Annotated in this window: 14 protein-coding genes; 10 read left to right on the top strand and 4 right to left on the bottom strand. The window is 53.4% G+C overall.

The features are described 5' to 3' along the window. Positions 1-6: 6 nt before the first annotated feature. The 4 genes from kdpB to kdpE all read left to right on the top strand — a co-directional run bounded on the left by kdpB (position 7) and on the right by kdpE (position 6,137). Complete coding sequence (kdpB, locus tag BMI79_RS04605) at positions 7-2,076, top strand: potassium-transporting ATPase subunit KdpB (protein ID WP_076940850.1); 2,070 nt, start codon at positions 7-9, stop codon at positions 2,074-2,076. Positions 2,077-2,094: 18 nt separating this feature from the next. Further along, positions 2,095-2,664 carry a potassium-transporting ATPase subunit KdpC gene (kdpC, locus tag BMI79_RS04600; RefSeq protein WP_076940848.1) on the top strand — a complete coding sequence of 190 codons (570 nt, stop codon included), beginning with the start codon at positions 2,095-2,097 and terminating at the stop codon, positions 2,662-2,664. A gap of 76 nt (positions 2,665-2,740) precedes the next feature. Next, a complete protein-coding gene (gene kdpD, locus BMI79_RS04595) occupies positions 2,741-5,434 on the top strand; it encodes a two-component system sensor histidine kinase KdpD (RefSeq protein ID WP_076940847.1) in 2,694 nt (897 codons plus the stop codon). 13 nt (positions 5,435-5,447) lie between these two features. Then, positions 5,448-6,137 carry a two-component system response regulator KdpE gene (kdpE, locus tag BMI79_RS04590; RefSeq protein ID WP_076940845.1) on the top strand — a complete coding sequence of 230 codons (690 nt, stop codon included), beginning with the start codon at positions 5,448-5,450 and terminating at the stop codon, positions 6,135-6,137. A 59-nt stretch (positions 6,138-6,196) separates the two neighbouring features. On the opposite strand, the gene pgm is transcribed toward kdpE, so the two are convergent. The 4 genes from pgm to BMI79_RS04570 form a co-directional block, all read right to left on the bottom strand. After that, positions 6,197-7,840 (bottom strand): phosphoglucomutase (alpha-D-glucose-1,6-bisphosphate-dependent), encoded by a 1,644-nt coding sequence (pgm, locus tag BMI79_RS04585; RefSeq protein WP_076940844.1) that lies wholly within the window; start codon positions 7,838-7,840, stop codon positions 6,197-6,199. Positions 7,841-7,916: 76 nt separating this feature from the next. Continuing rightward, complete coding sequence (gene seqA / locus BMI79_RS04580) at positions 7,917-8,456, bottom strand: replication initiation negative regulator SeqA (protein ID WP_076940842.1); 540 nt, start codon at positions 8,454-8,456, stop codon at positions 7,917-7,919. 454 nt (positions 8,457-8,910) lie between these two features. Further along, the gene (locus tag BMI79_RS04575) at positions 8,911-12,213 is read right to left on the bottom strand and encodes an autotransporter outer membrane beta-barrel domain-containing protein (RefSeq protein WP_076940840.1); all 3,303 of its coding nucleotides are present in this window, start codon (positions 12,211-12,213) and stop codon (positions 8,911-8,913) included. Between the two features lie 310 nt (positions 12,214-12,523). Beyond that, positions 12,524-12,940 carry a hypothetical protein gene (locus BMI79_RS04570; RefSeq protein ID WP_076940838.1) on the bottom strand — a complete coding sequence of 139 codons (417 nt, stop codon included), beginning with the start codon at positions 12,938-12,940 and terminating at the stop codon, positions 12,524-12,526. A gap of 633 nt (positions 12,941-13,573) precedes the next feature. Here BMI79_RS04570 and BMI79_RS04565 point away from each other — a divergent pair. From BMI79_RS04565 to fur, 6 genes are all read left to right on the top strand, one after another. Beyond that, the gene (locus BMI79_RS04565) at positions 13,574-14,206 is read left to right on the top strand and encodes a response regulator transcription factor (RefSeq protein ID WP_076940837.1); all 633 of its coding nucleotides are present in this window, start codon (positions 13,574-13,576) and stop codon (positions 14,204-14,206) included. Continuing rightward, complete coding sequence (locus tag BMI79_RS04560) at positions 14,203-15,993, top strand: hybrid sensor histidine kinase/response regulator (RefSeq protein ID WP_076940835.1); 1,791 nt, start codon at positions 14,203-14,205, stop codon at positions 15,991-15,993. The genes BMI79_RS04565 and BMI79_RS04560 overlap by 4 nt, the downstream gene beginning before the upstream one ends. A gap of 110 nt (positions 15,994-16,103) precedes the next feature. Beyond that, the gene (gene ybfF, locus BMI79_RS04555) at positions 16,104-16,865 is read left to right on the top strand and encodes an esterase (protein ID WP_076940833.1); all 762 of its coding nucleotides are present in this window, start codon (positions 16,104-16,106) and stop codon (positions 16,863-16,865) included. Between the two features lie 313 nt (positions 16,866-17,178). After that, positions 17,179-17,466, top strand: a complete 288-nt coding sequence (gene ybfE, locus BMI79_RS04550) for a LexA regulated protein (protein WP_076940831.1) — start codon at positions 17,179-17,181, stop codon at positions 17,464-17,466. A 260-nt stretch (positions 17,467-17,726) separates the two neighbouring features. Then, on the top strand, positions 17,727-18,266 hold the full coding sequence (gene fldA, locus BMI79_RS04545) for a flavodoxin FldA (RefSeq protein WP_076940829.1): 540 nt from the start codon (positions 17,727-17,729) through the stop codon (positions 18,264-18,266). Between the two features lie 324 nt (positions 18,267-18,590). Then, complete coding sequence (gene fur / locus BMI79_RS04540) at positions 18,591-19,037, top strand: ferric iron uptake transcriptional regulator (protein WP_076940827.1); 447 nt, start codon at positions 18,591-18,593, stop codon at positions 19,035-19,037. The last annotated feature ends 77 nt before the right edge of the window (positions 19,038-19,114 follow it).

The following is a 19,114-nucleotide window of genomic DNA, read 5'->3' as shown; positions in this document are numbered from 1 at the left end:
AAAACGATGACTCGTAAACAACGTGCGCTGTTTGAGCCAGCATTGGTGCGAACCGCGCTGATTGATGCAGCGAAAAAGCTGGATCCGCGTGTGCAATGGCGCAACCCGGTAATGTTCGTGGTGTACATCGGCAGTATCCTGACCAGCGCCATCTGGTTGACGATTCTGGCCGGGAAAACCGACGGGAGCGCGGCTTTCACCGGCAGTATCTCACTGTGGCTGTGGTTTACCGTGCTGTTTGCCAACTTTGCCGAAGCCTTGGCCGAAGGGCGCAGCAAAGATCAGGCCGAAAGCCTGAAAGGCACTAAAAAAACCAGTTGGGCGAAGAAACTTGCCAGCGCGAAACGCGATTCTGCCAGCGAGAAGGTGTCTGCCGAAAGCCTGCGTAAAGGGGATATTGTGCTGGTAGAAGCCGGTGACACCATCCCATGCGACGGTGAAGTGCTGGAGGGCGGGGCCTCGGTGGATGAAAGCGCCATTACCGGCGAATCCGCACCGGTGATCCGCGAATCCGGCGGCGACTTCTCTTCGGTCACCGGTGGGACACGCGTGCTGTCTGACTGGCTGGTGGTACAGTGCAGCGTGAACCCGGGTGAGACCTTCCTCGATCGTATGATCGCCATGGTAGAGGGGGCTAAACGCCGTAAAACCCCCAATGAGGTGGCGCTGACTATTCTGCTGATTGCCTTGACCATCGTCTTCGTGTTGGCAACCGCCACCCTGTTCCCTTACTCACAATACAGCGTGGAAGCGGCAGGTAGCGGCACCGTGGTCTCCATCACGGTACTGGTGGCGTTGCTGGTTTGCCTGATCCCTACCACCATTGGTGGCTTGCTGTCCGCCATCGGCGTGGCCGGGATGAGCCGCATGCTTGGGGCAAACGTGATCGCCACCAGCGGCCGGGCGGTAGAAGCGGCGGGTGACGTCGATGTGTTGCTGTTGGATAAAACCGGCACCATCACGCTGGGTAACCGCCAGGCCTCCGAATTCCTGCCTGCGCCGGGCGTTAAAGAGCAGGAGTTGGCGGATGCCGCGCAGCTCTCTTCACTGGCGGATGAAACCCCGGAAGGCCGCAGCATTGTGGTGCTGGCGAAGCAGCGCTTCAACCTGCGTGAGCGCGATTTACAGGCGCTGAACGCCACCTTCGTGCCCTTCTCTGCGCAAACCCGCATGAGCGGTGTCAACGTACAGGATCGGATGATCCGTAAAGGTGCCGTCGACGCCATTCGCCGCCATGTGGAATCGAATAACGGCCACTTCCCGCGCGCCGTTGACGATCTGGTGGAAAGCGTGGCACGCACCGGCGGCACACCGCTGGTGGTGGCCGAAGGGCCGCGCGTGCTGGGCGTTGTGGCGCTGAAAGATATCGTCAAAGGCGGGATCAAAGAACGCTTTGTTGAAATGCGCAAGATGGGCATCAAAACGGTGATGATCACCGGGGATAACCGCCTGACCGCCGCCGCCATTGCCGCCGAAGCAGGCGTGGACGATTTTCTGTCAGAAGCCACCCCTGAAGCCAAACTGGCGCTGATCCGTCAATATCAGGCCGAAGGACGCCTGGTTGCCATGACCGGTGACGGCACCAACGATGCCCCAGCGCTGGCACAGGCCGACGTGGCGGTGGCCATGAACTCCGGCACCCAGGCGGCCAAAGAGGCAGGTAATATGGTGGATTTGGACTCCAACCCCACCAAGCTGATCGAAGTGGTGCATATCGGCAAACAGATGCTGATGACGCGCGGTTCGCTGACCACCTTCAGTATCGCCAACGACGTGGCAAAGTACTTTGCCATTATTCCGGCAGCATTTGCCGCCACCTATCCACAACTGAATGCGCTGAACATCATGAACCTGCATTCACCGTCATCCGCCATTATGTCGGCGGTAATTTTCAACGCGCTGGTGATCGTGTTCCTGATCCCACTGGCGCTGAAAGGGGTGAGTTATAAAGCGATGAACGCAGCGGCACTGCTGCGGCGCAACCTGTGGCTGTATGGCTTGGGCGGCCTGCTGGTGCCGTTTGTAGGCATTAAGCTGATCGATCTGCTGCTAACCGCGCTGCACATGGCCGGTTAAGATAATGAGGAAATGATAATGTCTTACTTACGCCCTTCACTGGTAATGCTGATCCTGCTGACGCTGATCACCGGCATCGCTTACCCGTTGCTGACCACCGGGCTGTCACAGCTGTTGTTCAGCAGTACTGCCAACGGCTCGCTGTTATACCAAGGTGACAAAGTGGTCGGCTCAGCCTTGATCGGCCAGAACTTCGCCAAACCGGAGTATTTCTGGGGCCGCCCTTCAGCGACTGCCGATTCGGCCTATAATGCCATGGCATCCGGTGGCAGCAACCTGGCGACGACCAATCCGGCGCTGGATAAAGCCATTGCCGAGCGGGTGAAACAACTGCGTCAGGCGAACCCGGCCATGAGTGGCCCTATTCCGGTCGATCTGTTAACCGCTTCCGGGAGCGGGCTGGATCCGCAGATCTCCGTGGCCGCCGCGCGGTATCAGTTAACTCGCGTAGCCAGCGCCCGCCAATTAACAGAAGCGCAGATCGCCAAGTTGATTGAGGAAACCACCGAACGCGCCACCCCCAATTTTATGGGGGAATCGGTGGTTAACGTGCTGAAGCTGAATCTGGCACTGGATGCGCTGAAATAACCGCAGGCGTGTAAAAACTTCCTGTCAGGGTTCGGCATGCCGAACCCGCTTTGCGTCGGTATACAAGGAAACTCTGATGGTGGATGAAGAACAGCAACGCCCCGATCCCGACAGCCTATTAGCGTTAGCCAATGAAAAACCGCGCGGTAAGCTGAAAGTTTTTTTCGGGGCCTGCGCCGGGGTAGGTAAAACCTATGCGATGCTGCAAGAAGCGCAGCGCCAACGCGCCCAGGGGCTGGATGTGCTGATTGGAGTGGTGGAAACACACGGCCGCAGCGAAACCGCCGTGTTGCTGGAGGGGCTGGCTACACTGCCGCAAAAGCGTATCCAGCACCGGGGCCGGTTAATACATGAGTTCGATCTCGATGCAGCGCTGGCTCGCCATCCGGCCCTGATCCTGATGGATGAACTTGCGCACAGTAATGCGCATGGTTCACGCCACCCGAAACGTTGGCAGGATGTGGAAGAGTTGCTGGATGCCGGTATTGATGTGCTGACCACAGTTAACGTGCAGCATCTGGAAAGCCTTAACGACATCGTGGGCGGCGTGACCGGAGTGCACGTCAGAGAAACGGTGCCCGATCACGTCTTTGATGAAGCCACCGAAGTGGTGCTGGTCGACTTGCCACCGGACGATCTACGCCAGCGCCTGAAAGAGGGCAAAGTCTATATTCCTGGCCAGGCCGAACGGGCCATTGAGCACTTCTTCCGTAAAGGTAACCTGATCGCCCTGCGCGAATTGGCACTGCGCCGCACGGCCGATCGCGTTGACGATCAGATGCGTGCCTTTCGCGACAGCCAAGGGCAGGAAAAAGTCTGGCATACCCGCGATAACATCCTGCTGTGCGTCGGCCATAACAGTGGCAGCGAAAAGCTGGTGCGCATCGCCGCACGGCTGGCTGCCCGGCTCGGCTGTCACTGGCATGCGGTGTATGTGGAAACCCCCAAGTTACACCGCTTACCGGAAAACCAACGTCGGGCGATTCTGCGTGCGTTACGGTTAGCGCAGGAACTCGGGGCAGAAACCGCCACCCTCTCCGATCCCTCAGAGGAACGTGCCGTGCTGCGCTATGCCCGTGAACATAACCTGGGCAAGATCATTATTGGCCGCCGCAGTGAGCAACGCTGGAAAATACGCAGCAGCTTTGCCGATCGCCTGGGGCACCTCGGCCCCGATCTCGATCTGGTGATCGTCGCCTTGGAAAACGATGCCCCACTGCCGTCAAGCAAAGAACATGATAACCGCACCTTTAGTGATAAATGGCGCTTCCAATTGCGTGGCTGCGCAGTCGCCGTGGCGCTATGTGCCACCATTACGCTGCTTTCCCAGTGTCTCTTGCCACGTTTTGACTCAGCCAACCTGGTGATGGTCTATCTGCTGGGTGTTGCCATCATCGCCCTGTTCTTTGGCCGCTGGCCATCGGTGTTTGCGGCGATAATCAACGTCGCCAGTTTCGATCTGTTCTTTGTGCAACCAAGATGGTCACTCGCCGTTAGCGATGTGCAATACCTGCTAACGTTTGCCGTGATGCTGAGCGTGGGTATCACCATCGGTAATCTAACCGCCGGAGTGCGCTATCAGGCCCGGGTAGCGCGCTATCGGGAACAGCGGGCCCGACATTTGTATGAGATGTCTCGCGGGCTCAGCCAGGCGCTGAACAGTGAAGATGTCGCCAAAACCAGCAGCCATTTCCTTTCCAGCAGTTTCCAGGCAAAAACCCTGCTGCTATTGCCGCAGGAGGACGGCTCATTGAAACAAATGGTGGGAAAAGAAGGCGGCACGCTGTCGGTAGACGAGGCCATCGCCCGCTGGAGCTACGACAAAGGCCTGCCAGCGGGTGCCGGTACCGATACGCTGCCCGGCGTGCCTTACCAGTTGATACCGCTCAGGACGTCAAAGCAGACCTTCGGCCTGCTGGCGATCGAACCCACCAACCTGCGCCAACTGATGGTGCCGGAGCAACAGCGCCTGCTGCAAACCTTTGCCGTGCTGATCGCCAGCGCACTGGAACGCCTGCATCTGGCGCGCAGTGCCGAAGCGGCCAAGCTGGATGCCGAACGCGAGCAACTGCGTAATTCACTATTGGCCGCGCTCTCGCACGACTTGCGTACGCCACTCACCGTGCTGTTCGGCCAGGCAGAAATCCTGACGCTGGATCTCGCCGCCGAAGGTTCCAGCCACGCATCACAGGCCAGCCAAATCCGCCAGCAGGTATTGAGCACCACCCGGCTGGTGAATAACCTGCTGGATATGGCGCGTATTCAGTCCGGTGGTTTTAACCTGCGCAAAGAGTGGCAGTCGTTAGAAGAGATCGTCGGCGCATCGCTGCATATGCTGGAGCCGCTGCTGACCCTGCACGAAATCAAAGTTGAGCTGCCAGCAGACATGGTGCTGATCAATTGCGATGGCAGCCTATTGGAGCGGGTATTCACTAACCTATTGGAAAATGCCAATAAATACGCGGGGGCGAATGCGACTATCGGTATTCGCGCCCGAACTCTGCCAGAATGGCTGGAAGTGGAAGTGTGGGACAATGGCCCAGGCATCCTACCAGAGCAGAAGCAGCTTATTTTTGATAAGTTCTCCCGAGGTAATAAAGAATCTGCTATTCCGGGTGTCGGTTTGGGGTTAGCAATTTGCCGTGCCATTATTGAAGTGCACGGCGGCCGTATTTGGGCGGAAAACGGCGAGAATGGCGGTGCCAGTTTCCACTTTGTGCTACCGCTGGAAACCCCACCCGAGCTGGAAGGTGAAGGCTTTGACTTATAGATGATGAGGCACTGTGACCACAACGCCAACTAATATTCTGATTGTTGAAGATGAGAAAGAGATCCGTCGTTTCGTGCGTACTGCGCTGGAAAGTGAGGGGTGGCGGGTATTTGAAAGCGAGACCTTGCAGCGGGGGCTGATCGAGGCCGGCACGCGCAAACCGGATCTGATTATCCTCGATTTGGGGTTGCCAGACGGTGACGGGTTGAACTATATCCGCGATCTGCGGCAATGGAGCGCTATTCCGGTGATCGTACTTTCAGCCCGCCATGCGGAAGAAGACAAGATCGCCGCGCTGGATGCCGGGGCCGATGATTATCTCAGCAAGCCTTTCGGGATTGGTGAACTGCTGGCCCGGGTGCGAGTGGCATTGCGCCGCCACTCCAGCAGCCAGCAGGAGAGCCCGCTGGTGACTTTCTCTGAGATTACCGTCGATCTGATCAACCGCCGCGTGCTGCGCAACGATGAAGACCTGCACCTGACGCCCATCGAATTCCGTTTATTGGCCGAACTGCTGGCCAACTCAGGCAAAGTGATCACCCAGCGCCAGTTATTGAGCCACGTTTGGGGGCCTAATTACGTTGAGCACAGCCATTATCTGCGTATCTATATGGGCCACCTGCGGCAGAAACTGGAGGCCGATCCGGCGCGGCCCAGACATTTGCTGACTGAAACCGGCGTCGGTTATCGCTTTATGCCCTGAAACCACATGCATGAAAAAAGCGCTGTAACAACAGCGCCTTTCAGCATCAGGGCAAGAGATTATTTGGCTGAAGCTAATACCGCACTGACGATCTCAACCGCTTCATGTTCGATCTTCTCGCGGTGCGCAGCGCCGAGGAAGCTTTCGCAGTAGATCTTATAAGCTTCTTCAGTGCCTGAAGGGCGGGCAGCAAACCAACCGTTGTCAGTCATCACTTTCAGCCCGCCGATCGAAGCGCCGTTACCCGGTGCCGCGGTCAAACGCGCAGTGATCGGATCGCCAGCCAGCATGCTGGCTTTGACCATCTCGGGTGACAACTTGGACAATGCCGCTTTCTGTGCAGAAGTGGCCGGTGCCTGCAGGCGGTTGTAACTTGGTGCCCCAAAACGCTCGGCCAACCCATCATAGTGGTGTTGCGGGTTATCACCGGTTACGGCGGTAATTTCTGCCGCCAGCAAGCACATGATAATCCCGTCTTTATCGGTGGACCACGGCGTACCGTCGAACCGCAGGAACGATGCACCAGCGCTTTCTTCACCACCAAAGCCGAAGCTGCCGTCGAACAGACCATCAACGAACCATTTGAAGCCGACCGGCACTTCCACCAGCTTACGGCCCAGATCCGCCACCACGCGGTCAATCATCGCGCTGGAAACCAGCGTTTTGCCCACGGCAACGTCCGCACCCCAGCGTGGACGATGCTGGAACAGGTAATTGATGGCAACGGCCAGATAGTGGTTCGGGTTCATCAGGCCTCTTGGCGTGACGATACCGTGGCGGTCGTAGTCAGGATCGTTGGCAAACGCCAGATCAAACTTATCGCGCAGCGCCAGTAGGCCAGCCATGGCTGACTCCGACGAACAGTCCATACGGATAATGCCGTCGTGATCGAGGTGCATAAAACGGAAGGTCTGATCGATGGCATCATTCACCAGCGTCAGATCCAGCTTGTAATGCTCAGCAATGCGCTGCCAGTAAGCAATCCCGGAACCCCCGAGCGGATCGACCCCCAGTTTCAGGCCAGCACGCTGAATGGCAGGCATATCAACCACTTCAACCAAACCTTCAACGTACGGCTGCACCAGGTCCTGCGCATGCAAATGACCACTACTCCAGGCTTGCGCAAGCGTCTGGCGTTGCACTCCCTGCAGCTTAAGCTCCAACAGCTCGTTGGCACGCTTTTCAATCACCGACGTCAGATTGGTGTCGGCCGGGCCGCCGTTAGGCGGGTTATATTTGATGCCGCCGTCTTCTGGCGGGTTGTGTGAAGGGGTAATGACGATGCCATCGGCATGTGCACCGCCCTTGCGGTTGTAACACAGGATTGCGTGTGACACCGCTGGCGTTGGGGTAAAACCGTTGTTCTCTTGAACTACTACATCTACACCGTTGGCCGTCAGCACTTCCAGCACAGAGATGAACGCAGGCTCAGACAAGGCATGGGTATCTTTACCAACATAGCATGGGCCAGTGGTGCCCTGCTGGCGGCGCACTTCAGCAATCGCCTGAGCGATGGCCAGAATATGGGCTTCATTGAAGCTTTGGCGCATCGCACTGCCGCGATGGCCTGAGGTGCCGAATTTTACCGCATGAGCTGCATTGCCTGCTTCCGGCTGCAGCACGTAGTATTGTGATGTTAGCTGGGCTACGTTGATCAAATCACTTTGCTGAGCAGGTTGCCCGGCACGTGGGTCATTCGCCATCGACTCTCTCCCTAATGCCCGAACTGCAGCCGGGCAATGTGTCGCTGACGGCCACCGTTACGGGCTGTTTGCTAAATTAGACAGTACCGCAAACTTTCTCGATCAGTTCCGCCGGGAACTGCATCGCCTGCATGATATTTTCGATCATGCTGCGCTTGCGGCCGGTATTGGTATTGGTAATTACCCAGTAAGGCGTGCCCGGAACGTGTTTCGGTTTAGTATGCGTTCCATTCGCCAGCAGGGTTTGCTGATCGCCGGCAAAATAAGTACGGGTACGGCCATGCAATGCATCGGTCGCTGCGGTAAAGCCCTCTGCATCAAGCGTATACAGTGTGGAAAGTACCAGCATAAAACGATTTACAGCTTTGCTCTGTTCGGCGTATTCATCGGACAGCAACAGTTCACGCACGGCACGTACGCGATCGCGCGGAGGTTGCCCCACAGCGGCAGGCTCCAGCGCCTTGGCACCCGCAGCAGCGGGAGCAACGCGCACCGACGGCTGACCAGCGGTAAACTTCAACATACGCCGTAAAATATCGGACGCACTTTCACCTATATGCTGCGTGTGGCTGGCAATATAGCGGTAAAGTTCCTCGTCGACTTCTATAGTTTTCATCTTTATCCAAAACAATAATTCAATTGATTTTTATAATGTTTGACGGTCATTAAAGAAAATCTCAATGCTGACCTACATTTTTCCAACCATCTGGTTTTACGATATTTCACTGCTTTGGCGTAGATTAACAGACTCTAGAGGGCCAGCCAACTTCCCCCGCTGCGACATTGGGTGGTCAGCACACGTTTCCACACAAGAATACGAGTGCTAACCCGCGGCAGTAAAAAATATCACTGTTCTGCTCTTATCTGGCATATCGCACTACCACAAAATGAACTCTTCTTTGTGCTGGCTGAAGATAGGGGCAGGATGCGCTTTGATAACGTTGCCGCAACGCTGTACAGATCGAAAAATGGGGCACCAGTGGGTGCCCCATTATAGCCCCGGCATACTCAGCTCAGGGCTAAAAGACTCTGTTAGCGTTAACCGCCCTGATTTCAGGGCTGGTTATTGATCAGAAGCTGTACCTCAGGCCCAGTTGACCATTAACGTCACGGAAGTCATTACTGCCCCGCTGGACCCCAATATTACCCGCAGCGCTCCAACCTTTGCCCAGCACAAACTGAACGCCAGCTTTAGCTTCATACACATTGTTAGCCAGTTTATGGTTAACTTGCGTATCATTCATCTCAACGGTCGCGTCGTTACCCCCTGACCACCAATTCAACTGTAAGAACGGTTGAATCTGATTAGCCTTGGGAGCCAGTGCATTGCTGAACAACCGCACGCCAAGACGGGTAGTGGTCTGATTTTTACGCTGTTCCGCAATCCGGGTACCGTTTTCCTCTGTATGACCATCACCATTGTAGCGGGTAAAAATCACCTGCCCCTGTGGTTCCAGATACAGACCGCGGCTCATGCCCTCATACAATGGCAATGCATAGCCCAGTTCCAACGATCCGCTCCAGGTGTTGGACTTATACTCTTCGCGAGCCAGTCCACTGCCTTGGACGTCGTTGTCGTAGCGACCATACTGCAACCAGCTATCCAGATAGAGCCCAACTGGCGATGAGGCATTCTGGTACCAGGTACCGTAAGCACCAAAGCTGGTTCCCGTAACTTTGCCTTTAGCATTACGCCCGCTCAGTTCGGAAATCGCTTGGGTATCGGCGCTGCCATAACCTAACATGATCCCGGTGTGCAACCGGCTTGTGCCAAGAGCATGCTGCAATTCACCACCAATCTGCATCACATCCAGATCCGTCTCAACCGACAGTTGCTCGCCAACCCTGCCTACATCCAGATTATTACGATGCCCACGGATCCAAACCGCCCCGTTGCCCTCTTTCCCTACAGCGCCCAACCCAGGCTCACCCATACGATCGGAACGAGTATGATCGAACATATGCACCGCTGCATTCTGGTTATTCAGATAGGCAGCTGCATCAACGCGTAGTAAAGAGGGCGAGTTTCCTGACTGTGGAGCCAATGGATCTGTAGCCCCAGGCGCAGGAGTTTCAGGCTGAGGTGGCACCAAGGGAACGGGTGCTTCTGGTGTGGGTACTTCAGGTTTAGGAACTATAGGCTTAGGCGGTTGTGGCGTACTCACGGCCTCTGAACGCAAGTACCAGTTACCGTTGGCAGGATCCTGCGTCCCCCCTTTATGCAGCAGATATTCGTAAGCGCCCGCTACAACCGGTTTTTGCAGGTTAAATACGCCGTTGGACTCTTTAGCGACGCTGATAACCTCAATCCCCTCAACCGTTTTAGCGCCTTGCCCCCCGACGTTATTGACCTGTAACCAAGATTGACCACTGCTGCTGCCGGTGATCACCAGACGATCGGTAACCGAGTCATCGCCCCCAAGTACCGTATTCAGCCTCAGCGTGCCTCCTTCGCCTTTATAGCTGCCGTCGCCGCCGCTAAAGAAAGTGGCATTAGACAGAGTCAGTGTCATCCCAGCTTTGTCAGCCCTGCCCAGATTGACCACCCCCGCATTATTCAGCCCACTGAAATAGGCGCTGAAACCCGCCAGATCCAGCGTTCCTGCCTGCCCAACGCTGAAAACGGCGGGGCTAAAAAGGTTGGCACCAAAACCATTTGCTACCCCCGCCTGCAGAGTTCCCGCCACAACGTTCACTTGACCACCGATCATATTATCTTTGGACATCAGGCGTGTAACCCCGGTTCCTAGATGATTGATGGTGCCCATGCCGCTTAGCTTGGGGGCGAAATCCTGATTATCCGAGTAGTTGAAATTTAAAATACCGCGGCTGTGAAGAAAAACGCTGGGGGCTTCCAGAGTGCCCGCTTTGCCGCCCGTACCGATGTTGAGCACAGCCTGCTTAATCGAACCGTCACCGATTCGAACTTCCCCAGCACTGTTTACCTTCACCAAACCACCGTCGGCGATGGTCAAGGTGCCGTCACCGTTAGCCCCACCAATATTGATATATCCGGCCGATAGTAACGACCCTTGATCCTTGACCAGAATGCTACCGCTGGCAGGCGAAGTGCCAATGGAAACGCCACTGTATTTATCTGAACCCGTGCTGGTCACCTGAGCACCATCAGCGATGGTCAGGCTGCCGATACCATATACGCCGACATTCAGTACACCAACCTTAATTGAAGAGGTTGCACCGCTTACCACGGCGCTGCCTTGGCTGTTAACCCTCGAAGCGATATCAAGCCCTGCGGCCTCAAGGCTTCCGCCATTGATGACCTGTAGTTGCCCTTCCCCTCCATTACCCACCGTCAACACTGAGGACTTCCAGGTAGAACCGGTACCAGAAACCAGCAGCGTCCCTTTTCCGCCCGCACTGTCCCCCAGATAATTTCTGTAAGAACCGCCGTCAAACACGGCACCGTCGGTAATACTGACCTTGCCCTCTCCTTGTTCACCCGCCCGAATAACCACTCCACTAGGGGAAGACACCACCGATCCCACGCCGGAAATATTCAGTTCGCCATAGGCACCGGCCTGGGTTCCCAAATGTATCTCGGCTGCGCCAGCCTTGGCACCGTTGGACACATTCATCACCCCCTTGCCACCGTAGCCTACATACATGCTCGAGGAACCGTACTTGTTGTAATAAAGCTGGCTCCCCGCGCCGTCAACATTAACCGTCCCCTGACCAGTGGCGCCATTGCCTACAATCACCTTGTCGAAGGTATCCAGTACAAACTTACCGCCGTCAGAAATGTTGAATTCACCGACTCCTTGGTTACCAACCATTACCTGATGGCCCAGGAGCTGGGAATTAGCCCCCATGATATTCAGAGTGCCTTTGGCGCCTTCATTTACCCCCAATTCAATAAATGAAACGTCCAGCGTCGCGGCATCAAACACCGAAACCTTGCCCTCTCCGGCGACACCAACTTTAAGATTCTGACCATAAAGAGGATCGTAGTTGTAGAGAGTCCAACGGGAGTTCGCTCCTGAAATGGAAGCCTCCCCTACAGAACCGGCTTGCCTTGCCAGATAGCCAGCACCGACCGTAGTCGCTTTGGCCCCTTCACTGATGGTGAGCTTGCCTGAGCTAGAGTCACCAATAACCAGATCAACTCGATTACCTGTTTTCCAACCGTCTGGCTTAGTGCCCGGTACGGTTTCTTCTATACCGCCGTCAATCACGATTTCTGCTGCACTGGCGCAGCCTACGGAACCGACCATACCGGCCATGGCCAGAAGCAGGCCGGGGGCAATAGCGACTTTGCGGTTTTGAGGGGATTTTCCGCCACTGCGGGAGAGTTCAGAAACGGGCACCAGAGAACCCGTGCGGCGGTGGCGTACCAGACGATAAACTTTATTCATACAGAACAACTCCTCCAATGAGTTTAATAAAATGTTCAGATGTTATTAGATTAATTATTTTTACAACCACAGAAATACAAAAGCTCCCAATAAGGAAGCCTTCACTCAATGCCCTTAACTTTTAAGCAATTTATGCGTCTGCGCGCCACTATTGCCTAAGTGCTTTTTATAGGAAGCGGAGTTCGTTTTCATACTCGCTCATATTACTTATCGAGGGCATTAACAACAAGCAATCTTTCCTCAATATAATCATTCACGAAATCCGCTATTTTTAATACCTGGTGTTATAATGAGAGCGTAATTTTCTGAGCTACATAAACCAATGTTTAACCACACCAGCGCTATCGAAATCAATATAAAGACGATTTGCATGGTATTCCGTACTTCCTGACATTTTTGCGGATGCCTTGGTGGCGCTATCTGAAGCATTCGATGCCGTGTTAGCCATGCCCAGAGCGCTGGAGACTGCATTTGCCCCAGGGATATAACCGACAATCGAAGAGGCAGTGCTCAGATTGCCCCTCACTTCGTATTCCCATGACACAGTACCATCAGAACGAACGGTCTGATCATCGGGTACACCGTAAATTGCCTGTACTTGCGCCTTGGTTGTCTGCTTGGCTATAACATGTGCCTTTACATACGAAGCACTAAATTTATCTTCCCCCATGGAACTGCAGCCAACAAGCAGCAAGACCACCATCACACTCCATAAATACATGCGCATATCTTAATCCATTTGATAAACTATTTATTAATGCTAATAACCGAAGTCATCAGCTGTTTTCTTTGCATTAATGACTGTAAGCTAGCAAATCTATATTTATGTATAAAAACCCAAATGCACTGAACGGATAACATCAACAGAATAGAATCGCCATATACAGCCATTTTATTTCAATAATATGAGCAAATACTCGCTTATTAGAGCAGGCTATTATTAACGCGTTGAAATGGTACGAACATAATCCCAAAAGTACAACCCTACTGAAGTAGGGTTTGTTTGAAGCAAGAGTACCTTTAATCTAGCTGCAACTTTAGCCTGAATATCTGTGCCATCCTATACCCACTTACTTCAAGTTACATGTGAGCCTTCCTTGATTTATTCAGTACTGGCTGGAATCAGTTACTGAAGACTCACTGCGTCGCACTCTTACCTGCAATTTGAATTTACTAGGGTACTGGCGTAGGTTTTATCTGCGCTGAGCCTGTTGGACGGGCCTGTTATTTGTTCTGCTTATTAAACACACAAAATGCTGCCACTCGTGTATCGTAACGAGTCGGCATGCCTCAGATAAAAGTGAACCATGACATGCCTAAGTCAACGCGAACGTTACATTGGTGACAAAAGGAGAGTGACGTGAGTAAACCTTACGCTTTAGTCGTTGACGACCATCCGTTGGTGGCTGGGGGCATAGCGGCATTTTTAGGCACACATTGTGGTTACCAACATGTTTACGTCGCCACCAGCCGCCAGGAGTGTGATGATTTGATCGAACAGAAGGGTCCCCCACAATTGCTGGTCTTGGATTTCTGGTTAGCGGATGGGACAGCTCTTCAATTAATCAGAAAACTTCCGCAGGAAAATCCTAATATTCGTCTACTGGTGATCAGCGGGGATGAAAATAACAATGTTCAACACAAAGCCCGTGAAATGGGAGCACACGGCTTTTTTCATAAGCACGACTCACCACAGATCTTCAACCAAGCCGTTACTGCGTTGCAAAACGGGCAACTCTGGTTCCCTGATACCTCAGAACCATCGTCATTATCCTCATCAACCTTTAATTATCAGGAGTTTGGGCTGACCCAACGGCAGGCAGAAGTACTGACAATGATGCTCCGGGGATTTTCAAACAAAAGGATCGCCATGACCTTGGCCGTGTCTGAACAGACGATCAAAGAACACATTACCGGTATTCTCAGCAAGCTTGGCGTCAGCAACAGGGTCGAGGCTATCACGTTACTTCAGGGACGACGCTTCACAGTATGATAAATATCCTCAGTGATAAAGCTCCTCAGGGCATCAAGCCGCACTCGCAGCTCCGTTTATTAAACAATGTCCTAGCAAGATTGGTTTTTAGCATCAATGCTGTGCCTTTTGTCGGAATAGTGTTTGCTATTTGGCTCTATAAACTACAACTCCCTTTAACCCCTATCATCTGTTGGATTGTGCTCTACCTTATTGCCGCCGTACTCGTCAGGATTTGGCATTACCGCTATCGCCAGAAACTGAGTACAACGGCTGACACCGCTATGCTGGCTCAGTGGTTACCTTGGGTGAATCGGGTAGCTTTGCTGCACGGTATCGGCCTGTCTTCGCTGATGATCGTGACAGCCATGAGCCAATCTTTTGATTTCACTCTGCTGCTCAATATCAGCATTGCCGCTATCATCGCCGCCAACGCGACACACCTAACGCCATTACTGGGCGCATTCCAGCGTTTCTTTATCAGTTGTTGGGGAATGTTAGTTATTCTGCTCCCTTGGCGATACGGTGAGATCTGGCCAATCACTTTCTTGCTTAATCTGCTGTATGCCTTTGCTATTTATCGTCATGCCTTGACCTCACATGCCTTCTTCCTTCAGCAGGTGAGGCTGGAAGAGGACAGCATCTTATTGGCTGAGAAATTCCGCGTGGCAAAGGAAGAAGCGGAACAAGCATTACATGATAAAAACCTGTTCCTCACCACGGCCAGCCACGATCTTCGCCAACCGATTCACGCGATGGGATTTTTGATTGCAGCGATCGTACACAAGAATCGCGATCCCCTGCTGAATCCGCAACTCCATGATCTGCAAGAAAGTGTGCGTTCATTACACTTAATGTTCAACTCACTGTTAGACCTGACAATCATAGAAAATAATGCTGTCAATGTTCCGGCAACAGAAGTGGAATTAGTGCCATTAATCAACTCTATCGTCACTCTGTTTCGTGAAGAGGCGAATAACAGGGGGTTGACGCTGCGTGCCCGATTCCCACAACGGCGCTGCGTGGCGCTAGGCGACCTCTCGTTACTTAAACAATCGTTAATTAACCTGGCGCATAATGCACTCAGGTACACTCCCAAAGGTGGAGTGCTGCTCTCTGTTCGCCCACGTGGTAAAGAGTGGTTGATCGAGGTCTGGGACACAGGGATCGGCGTTGCGGACGCTGAAAAAAGCCAGATTTTCTCCCCGTTCTATCGCCCCGAGCTTGCCTGGCGTATAGACAGTGCCGGGCATGGACTTGGCCTGGCGGTGGTAGCAAGATGCGCGAAACTGATGAAAGTACAGTGCGGAATGAGCTCGATAGAGGGAAAAGGCTCACGTTTTTGGATGCGCCTGCCGGCCAGCGACACCGTGACGGCCCGGGCTCCATTAGCCGTACCGCAGAAATCGTTATCCGTACCACAGCGATCGCTTACCGGAACCTGTCTGGTCGTCGACGATGATCCGCTGGTCACCGCCGCCTGGGCCAGCTTGATGCAGGCTTGGGGGGTAACGGTACGCTGCGTTGCTTCTGCCAACGAAGCTTTTACCCTGCTTGAAAGTGGCTTCTCTCCACAGGCGATTTTGTGCGATCAGCGCCTGCGCTCGGGTGAGAGTGGGTTCGATATTTTGCAGGAGTTACTCCACCGCTTCCCACAGGCCTGTGGCGCCATGGTCAGCGGCGAGTTTAATTCGGAGATATTGCAACAAGCGGAAAAAGAAGGCTACCTGGTGTTATCCAAGCCCTTGGAACCCTCGCAGCTGCATGCATTGCTTTCACAGTGGCTTTCCCCTGAACAAAATCAATGATTAGCCTCAATAACGCGCGGCTTGCAAGATCACCATGACATTCATCAGACAGGCCGAGCTCTGCTTAATCATGATATTCTAGCGAGATGTCTTTAAGTCACGAACTCACCATGAAACTACATTATCAACTATTAGCTTCTGACGCTCCCACGCTCCCGGTGGTGTTGATCCACGGCATGTTCGGCAATCTGGATAACCTTGGCGTACTGGCTCGCGACCTGAATCAACAGCATCGGGTCATCAAAGTCGATCTGCGCAATCATGGCCTTTCGCCGCGCGCTGAAGAGATGACCTACCCGGCAATGGCGCAAGATCTGCTGAAGCTGCTGGACGACCTGCAGGTGGATAAGGCCATCGTTATCGGCCACTCCATGGGGGGCAAGGCCGCTATGGCGCTGACCGCGATAGCGCCGGGGCGCATTGCACAGCTGATCGTCATCGATATCGCCCCGGTGGCGTATGACGTTCGCCGCCACGACAAGATTTTTGCCGCTTTGCAGGCGGTCACCGCTGCCGGTATTACCCGGCGGCAAGCGGCAGCGCAGCTCATGCGCGAATATCTGGACGAAGAAGGCGTAATCCAGTTCCTGTTGAAGTCTTTCAATTCTGGAACCTGGCGCTTCAACCTGCCAGCCTTGATCGCACAATACGAAAACATTATCGGCTGGCAAGAGGTCCCTGCCTGGCCACATCCAACGCTTTTTATCCGCGGTGGGCTTTCGCCTTATGTGCAGGATCAATACCGCGAAAGCATTGCCCGTCAATTCCCTCAGGCCCGGGCTTACGTCGTTGCGGGCACCGGCCATTGGGTGCATGCGGAAAAACCGGACGCTGTGTTGCGGGCTATCCATCGCTTCCTGGATGATGCCTGAGTCAGAATGGTGAAAAAACGTGCTAAAGAGAATGAGTTAGCACGTTTCTGCCTAAGTTAGGCATTGTCGTTGCTCCATCTGCTGGGGTAATATGGCGCGCTATTTCCGACGCCTTTCAGGCTGCAACCTCGTGGGCTGCATATGGCCTGAAATCCTGTGGGATATAATTTTGCCACCCTGTCCAACGAGCAAATCTGTGCTTGGCTGGGGGTAAATTTGGCTTAGGGTTTATTAGCCCGAATGGTGTTAACTGAAGCGTCTTGAAGCGCAAACGCGCTTTTGGATACAAACTCCCTTGCAGTAGTCCGCAACAATGGCAAAAGAACAAACGGATCGCACGACGCTGGATCTGTTCGCAGATGAACGCCGTCCGGGGCGCCCAAAAACCAACCCGCTTTCCCGTGATGAGCAGCTTAGAATCAATAAGCGCAATCAGCTACGGCGTGACAAAGTGCGTGGATTGCGGCGCGTGGAGCTGAAAATCAACGCAGACGCCGTAGATGCTTTGAACAGGCTGGCGGACCAGCGCAACATCAGCCGCAGCGAATTGATTGAACAAATGCTGCTGGCAAAACTGGCGGAAGAACAACCAGAACGATGATCTTGGCAGCCGCACGCGCGGCGCGGCGTCGAGGATGACGCCAGATCAACACCGCTTGCAGTCATTCCCCAGGCATCGCATAAATGCGATAAAACCCCAGAGCAAATTTCTGGCATGATAGACATTTACTGGTAAGAGAGAGTCCCCAGGTTGAACTCTTGCCTTGATCTTACGTAATACGATCCCCAAAGAGTTCGTTGTTGCAGGTAAGCAACCGGCGAAATCCAGGCATTTCATTGAATTAAAAGGTTATTTGTACTATGGCTCATGTAGGCATTTTCTTTGGCAGCGATACTGGCAATACCGAAAACATTGCCAAGATGATCCAGAAAAATCTTCAGCAAAAGTATGGCAAAGAGGTGGCTGAAGTTCACGACATTGCCAAAAGCAGCAAAGAAGATCTGGAAGCTTTCGACATCCTGCTGCTCGGCATCCCAACCTGGTACTACGGTGAAGCACAGTGTGACTGGGATGATTTTTTCCCAACCCTGGAAGACATTGACTTCAACGGTAAGTTGGTCGCTCTGTTTGGTTGTGGTGACCAAGAAGACTATGCAGAGTATTTCTGCGATGCGATGGGTACCATCCGTGACATCATTGAACCACGTGGTGCCGCGATCGTCGGCCACTGGCCAACAAAAGGCTACCACTTCGAAGCCTCTAAAGGTTTGGCAGATGACAATCACTTCGTCGGCCTGGCGATTGACGAAGATCGTCAGCCAGAACTGACCAATGACCGCGTAGATGCCTGGGTCAAACAAATCAGTGAAGAGCTGAGCCTGGCCGATATCGTCGGCTAAGCCCTCCAGATATTGTACAAAGCCCTGCAAAGCGCATAGTATTGGCAGCAGGGCTGCCATTGGCATCACGTATTAGAGCAATAGAAGCTACAAGTCTGTAACTTCCCGCACCATCACGGTAGACTGAGGCATCGGTTTATCCCATCCATCAAGACGTTGCATGTACCCTATGCAACAGTGCAGATATACCTTTGTTAACAACCGACGGTTTCTATTTAGGGCAAGCGGTTCTATAATGAGACGCAATTAACTCTTTTTGTGCCGACCGATGCCATAGGCGAAAACGCCTCAACTTGATTAGCATAGTAACAGGACTGAATCCGCATGACTGACAACAATAACGCATTGAAGAAGGCTGGCTTAAAAGTCACGCTTCCGCGACTCAAAATCCTGGAGGTCTTGCAAGATCCGGCATGCCATCACGTCAGTGCGGAAGATCTGTACAAAAAACTGATAGATATGGGTGAAGAAATCGGCTTGGCAACGGTTTACCGCGTGCTGAACCAATTTGATGATGCGGGCATTGTGACACGTCACAATTTTGAAGGCGGGAAATCCGTGTTCGAACTCACCCAACAGCATCACCACGATCACCTGATTTGCCTGGATTGCGGCAAAGTGATCGAATTCAGCGATGAATCTATCGAAGCACGCCAGCGCGATATCGCCAAGCAGCACGGCATCAAACTCACCAATCACAGCCTGTATCTGTATGGCCATTGTGACGTGGGTGACTGCCGCGAGAACGATACGCTGCACGACAAAAGATAACTCTGGCCGATCTGAATGGAGAAACCGCCCGCGCAAAGGCGGTTTTTTTATACCCGTAATTTACGAGCAAAAAAATC

The sequence above is a fragment of the Serratia oryzae genome (assembly GCF_001976145.1).
Taxonomy (GTDB): Bacteria; Pseudomonadota; Gammaproteobacteria; order Enterobacterales; family Enterobacteriaceae; genus Chania; species Chania oryzae.
The sequence above is the reverse complement of the archived record's forward strand: the minus strand, read 5'-3'. Positions and strand labels throughout refer to the sequence as shown.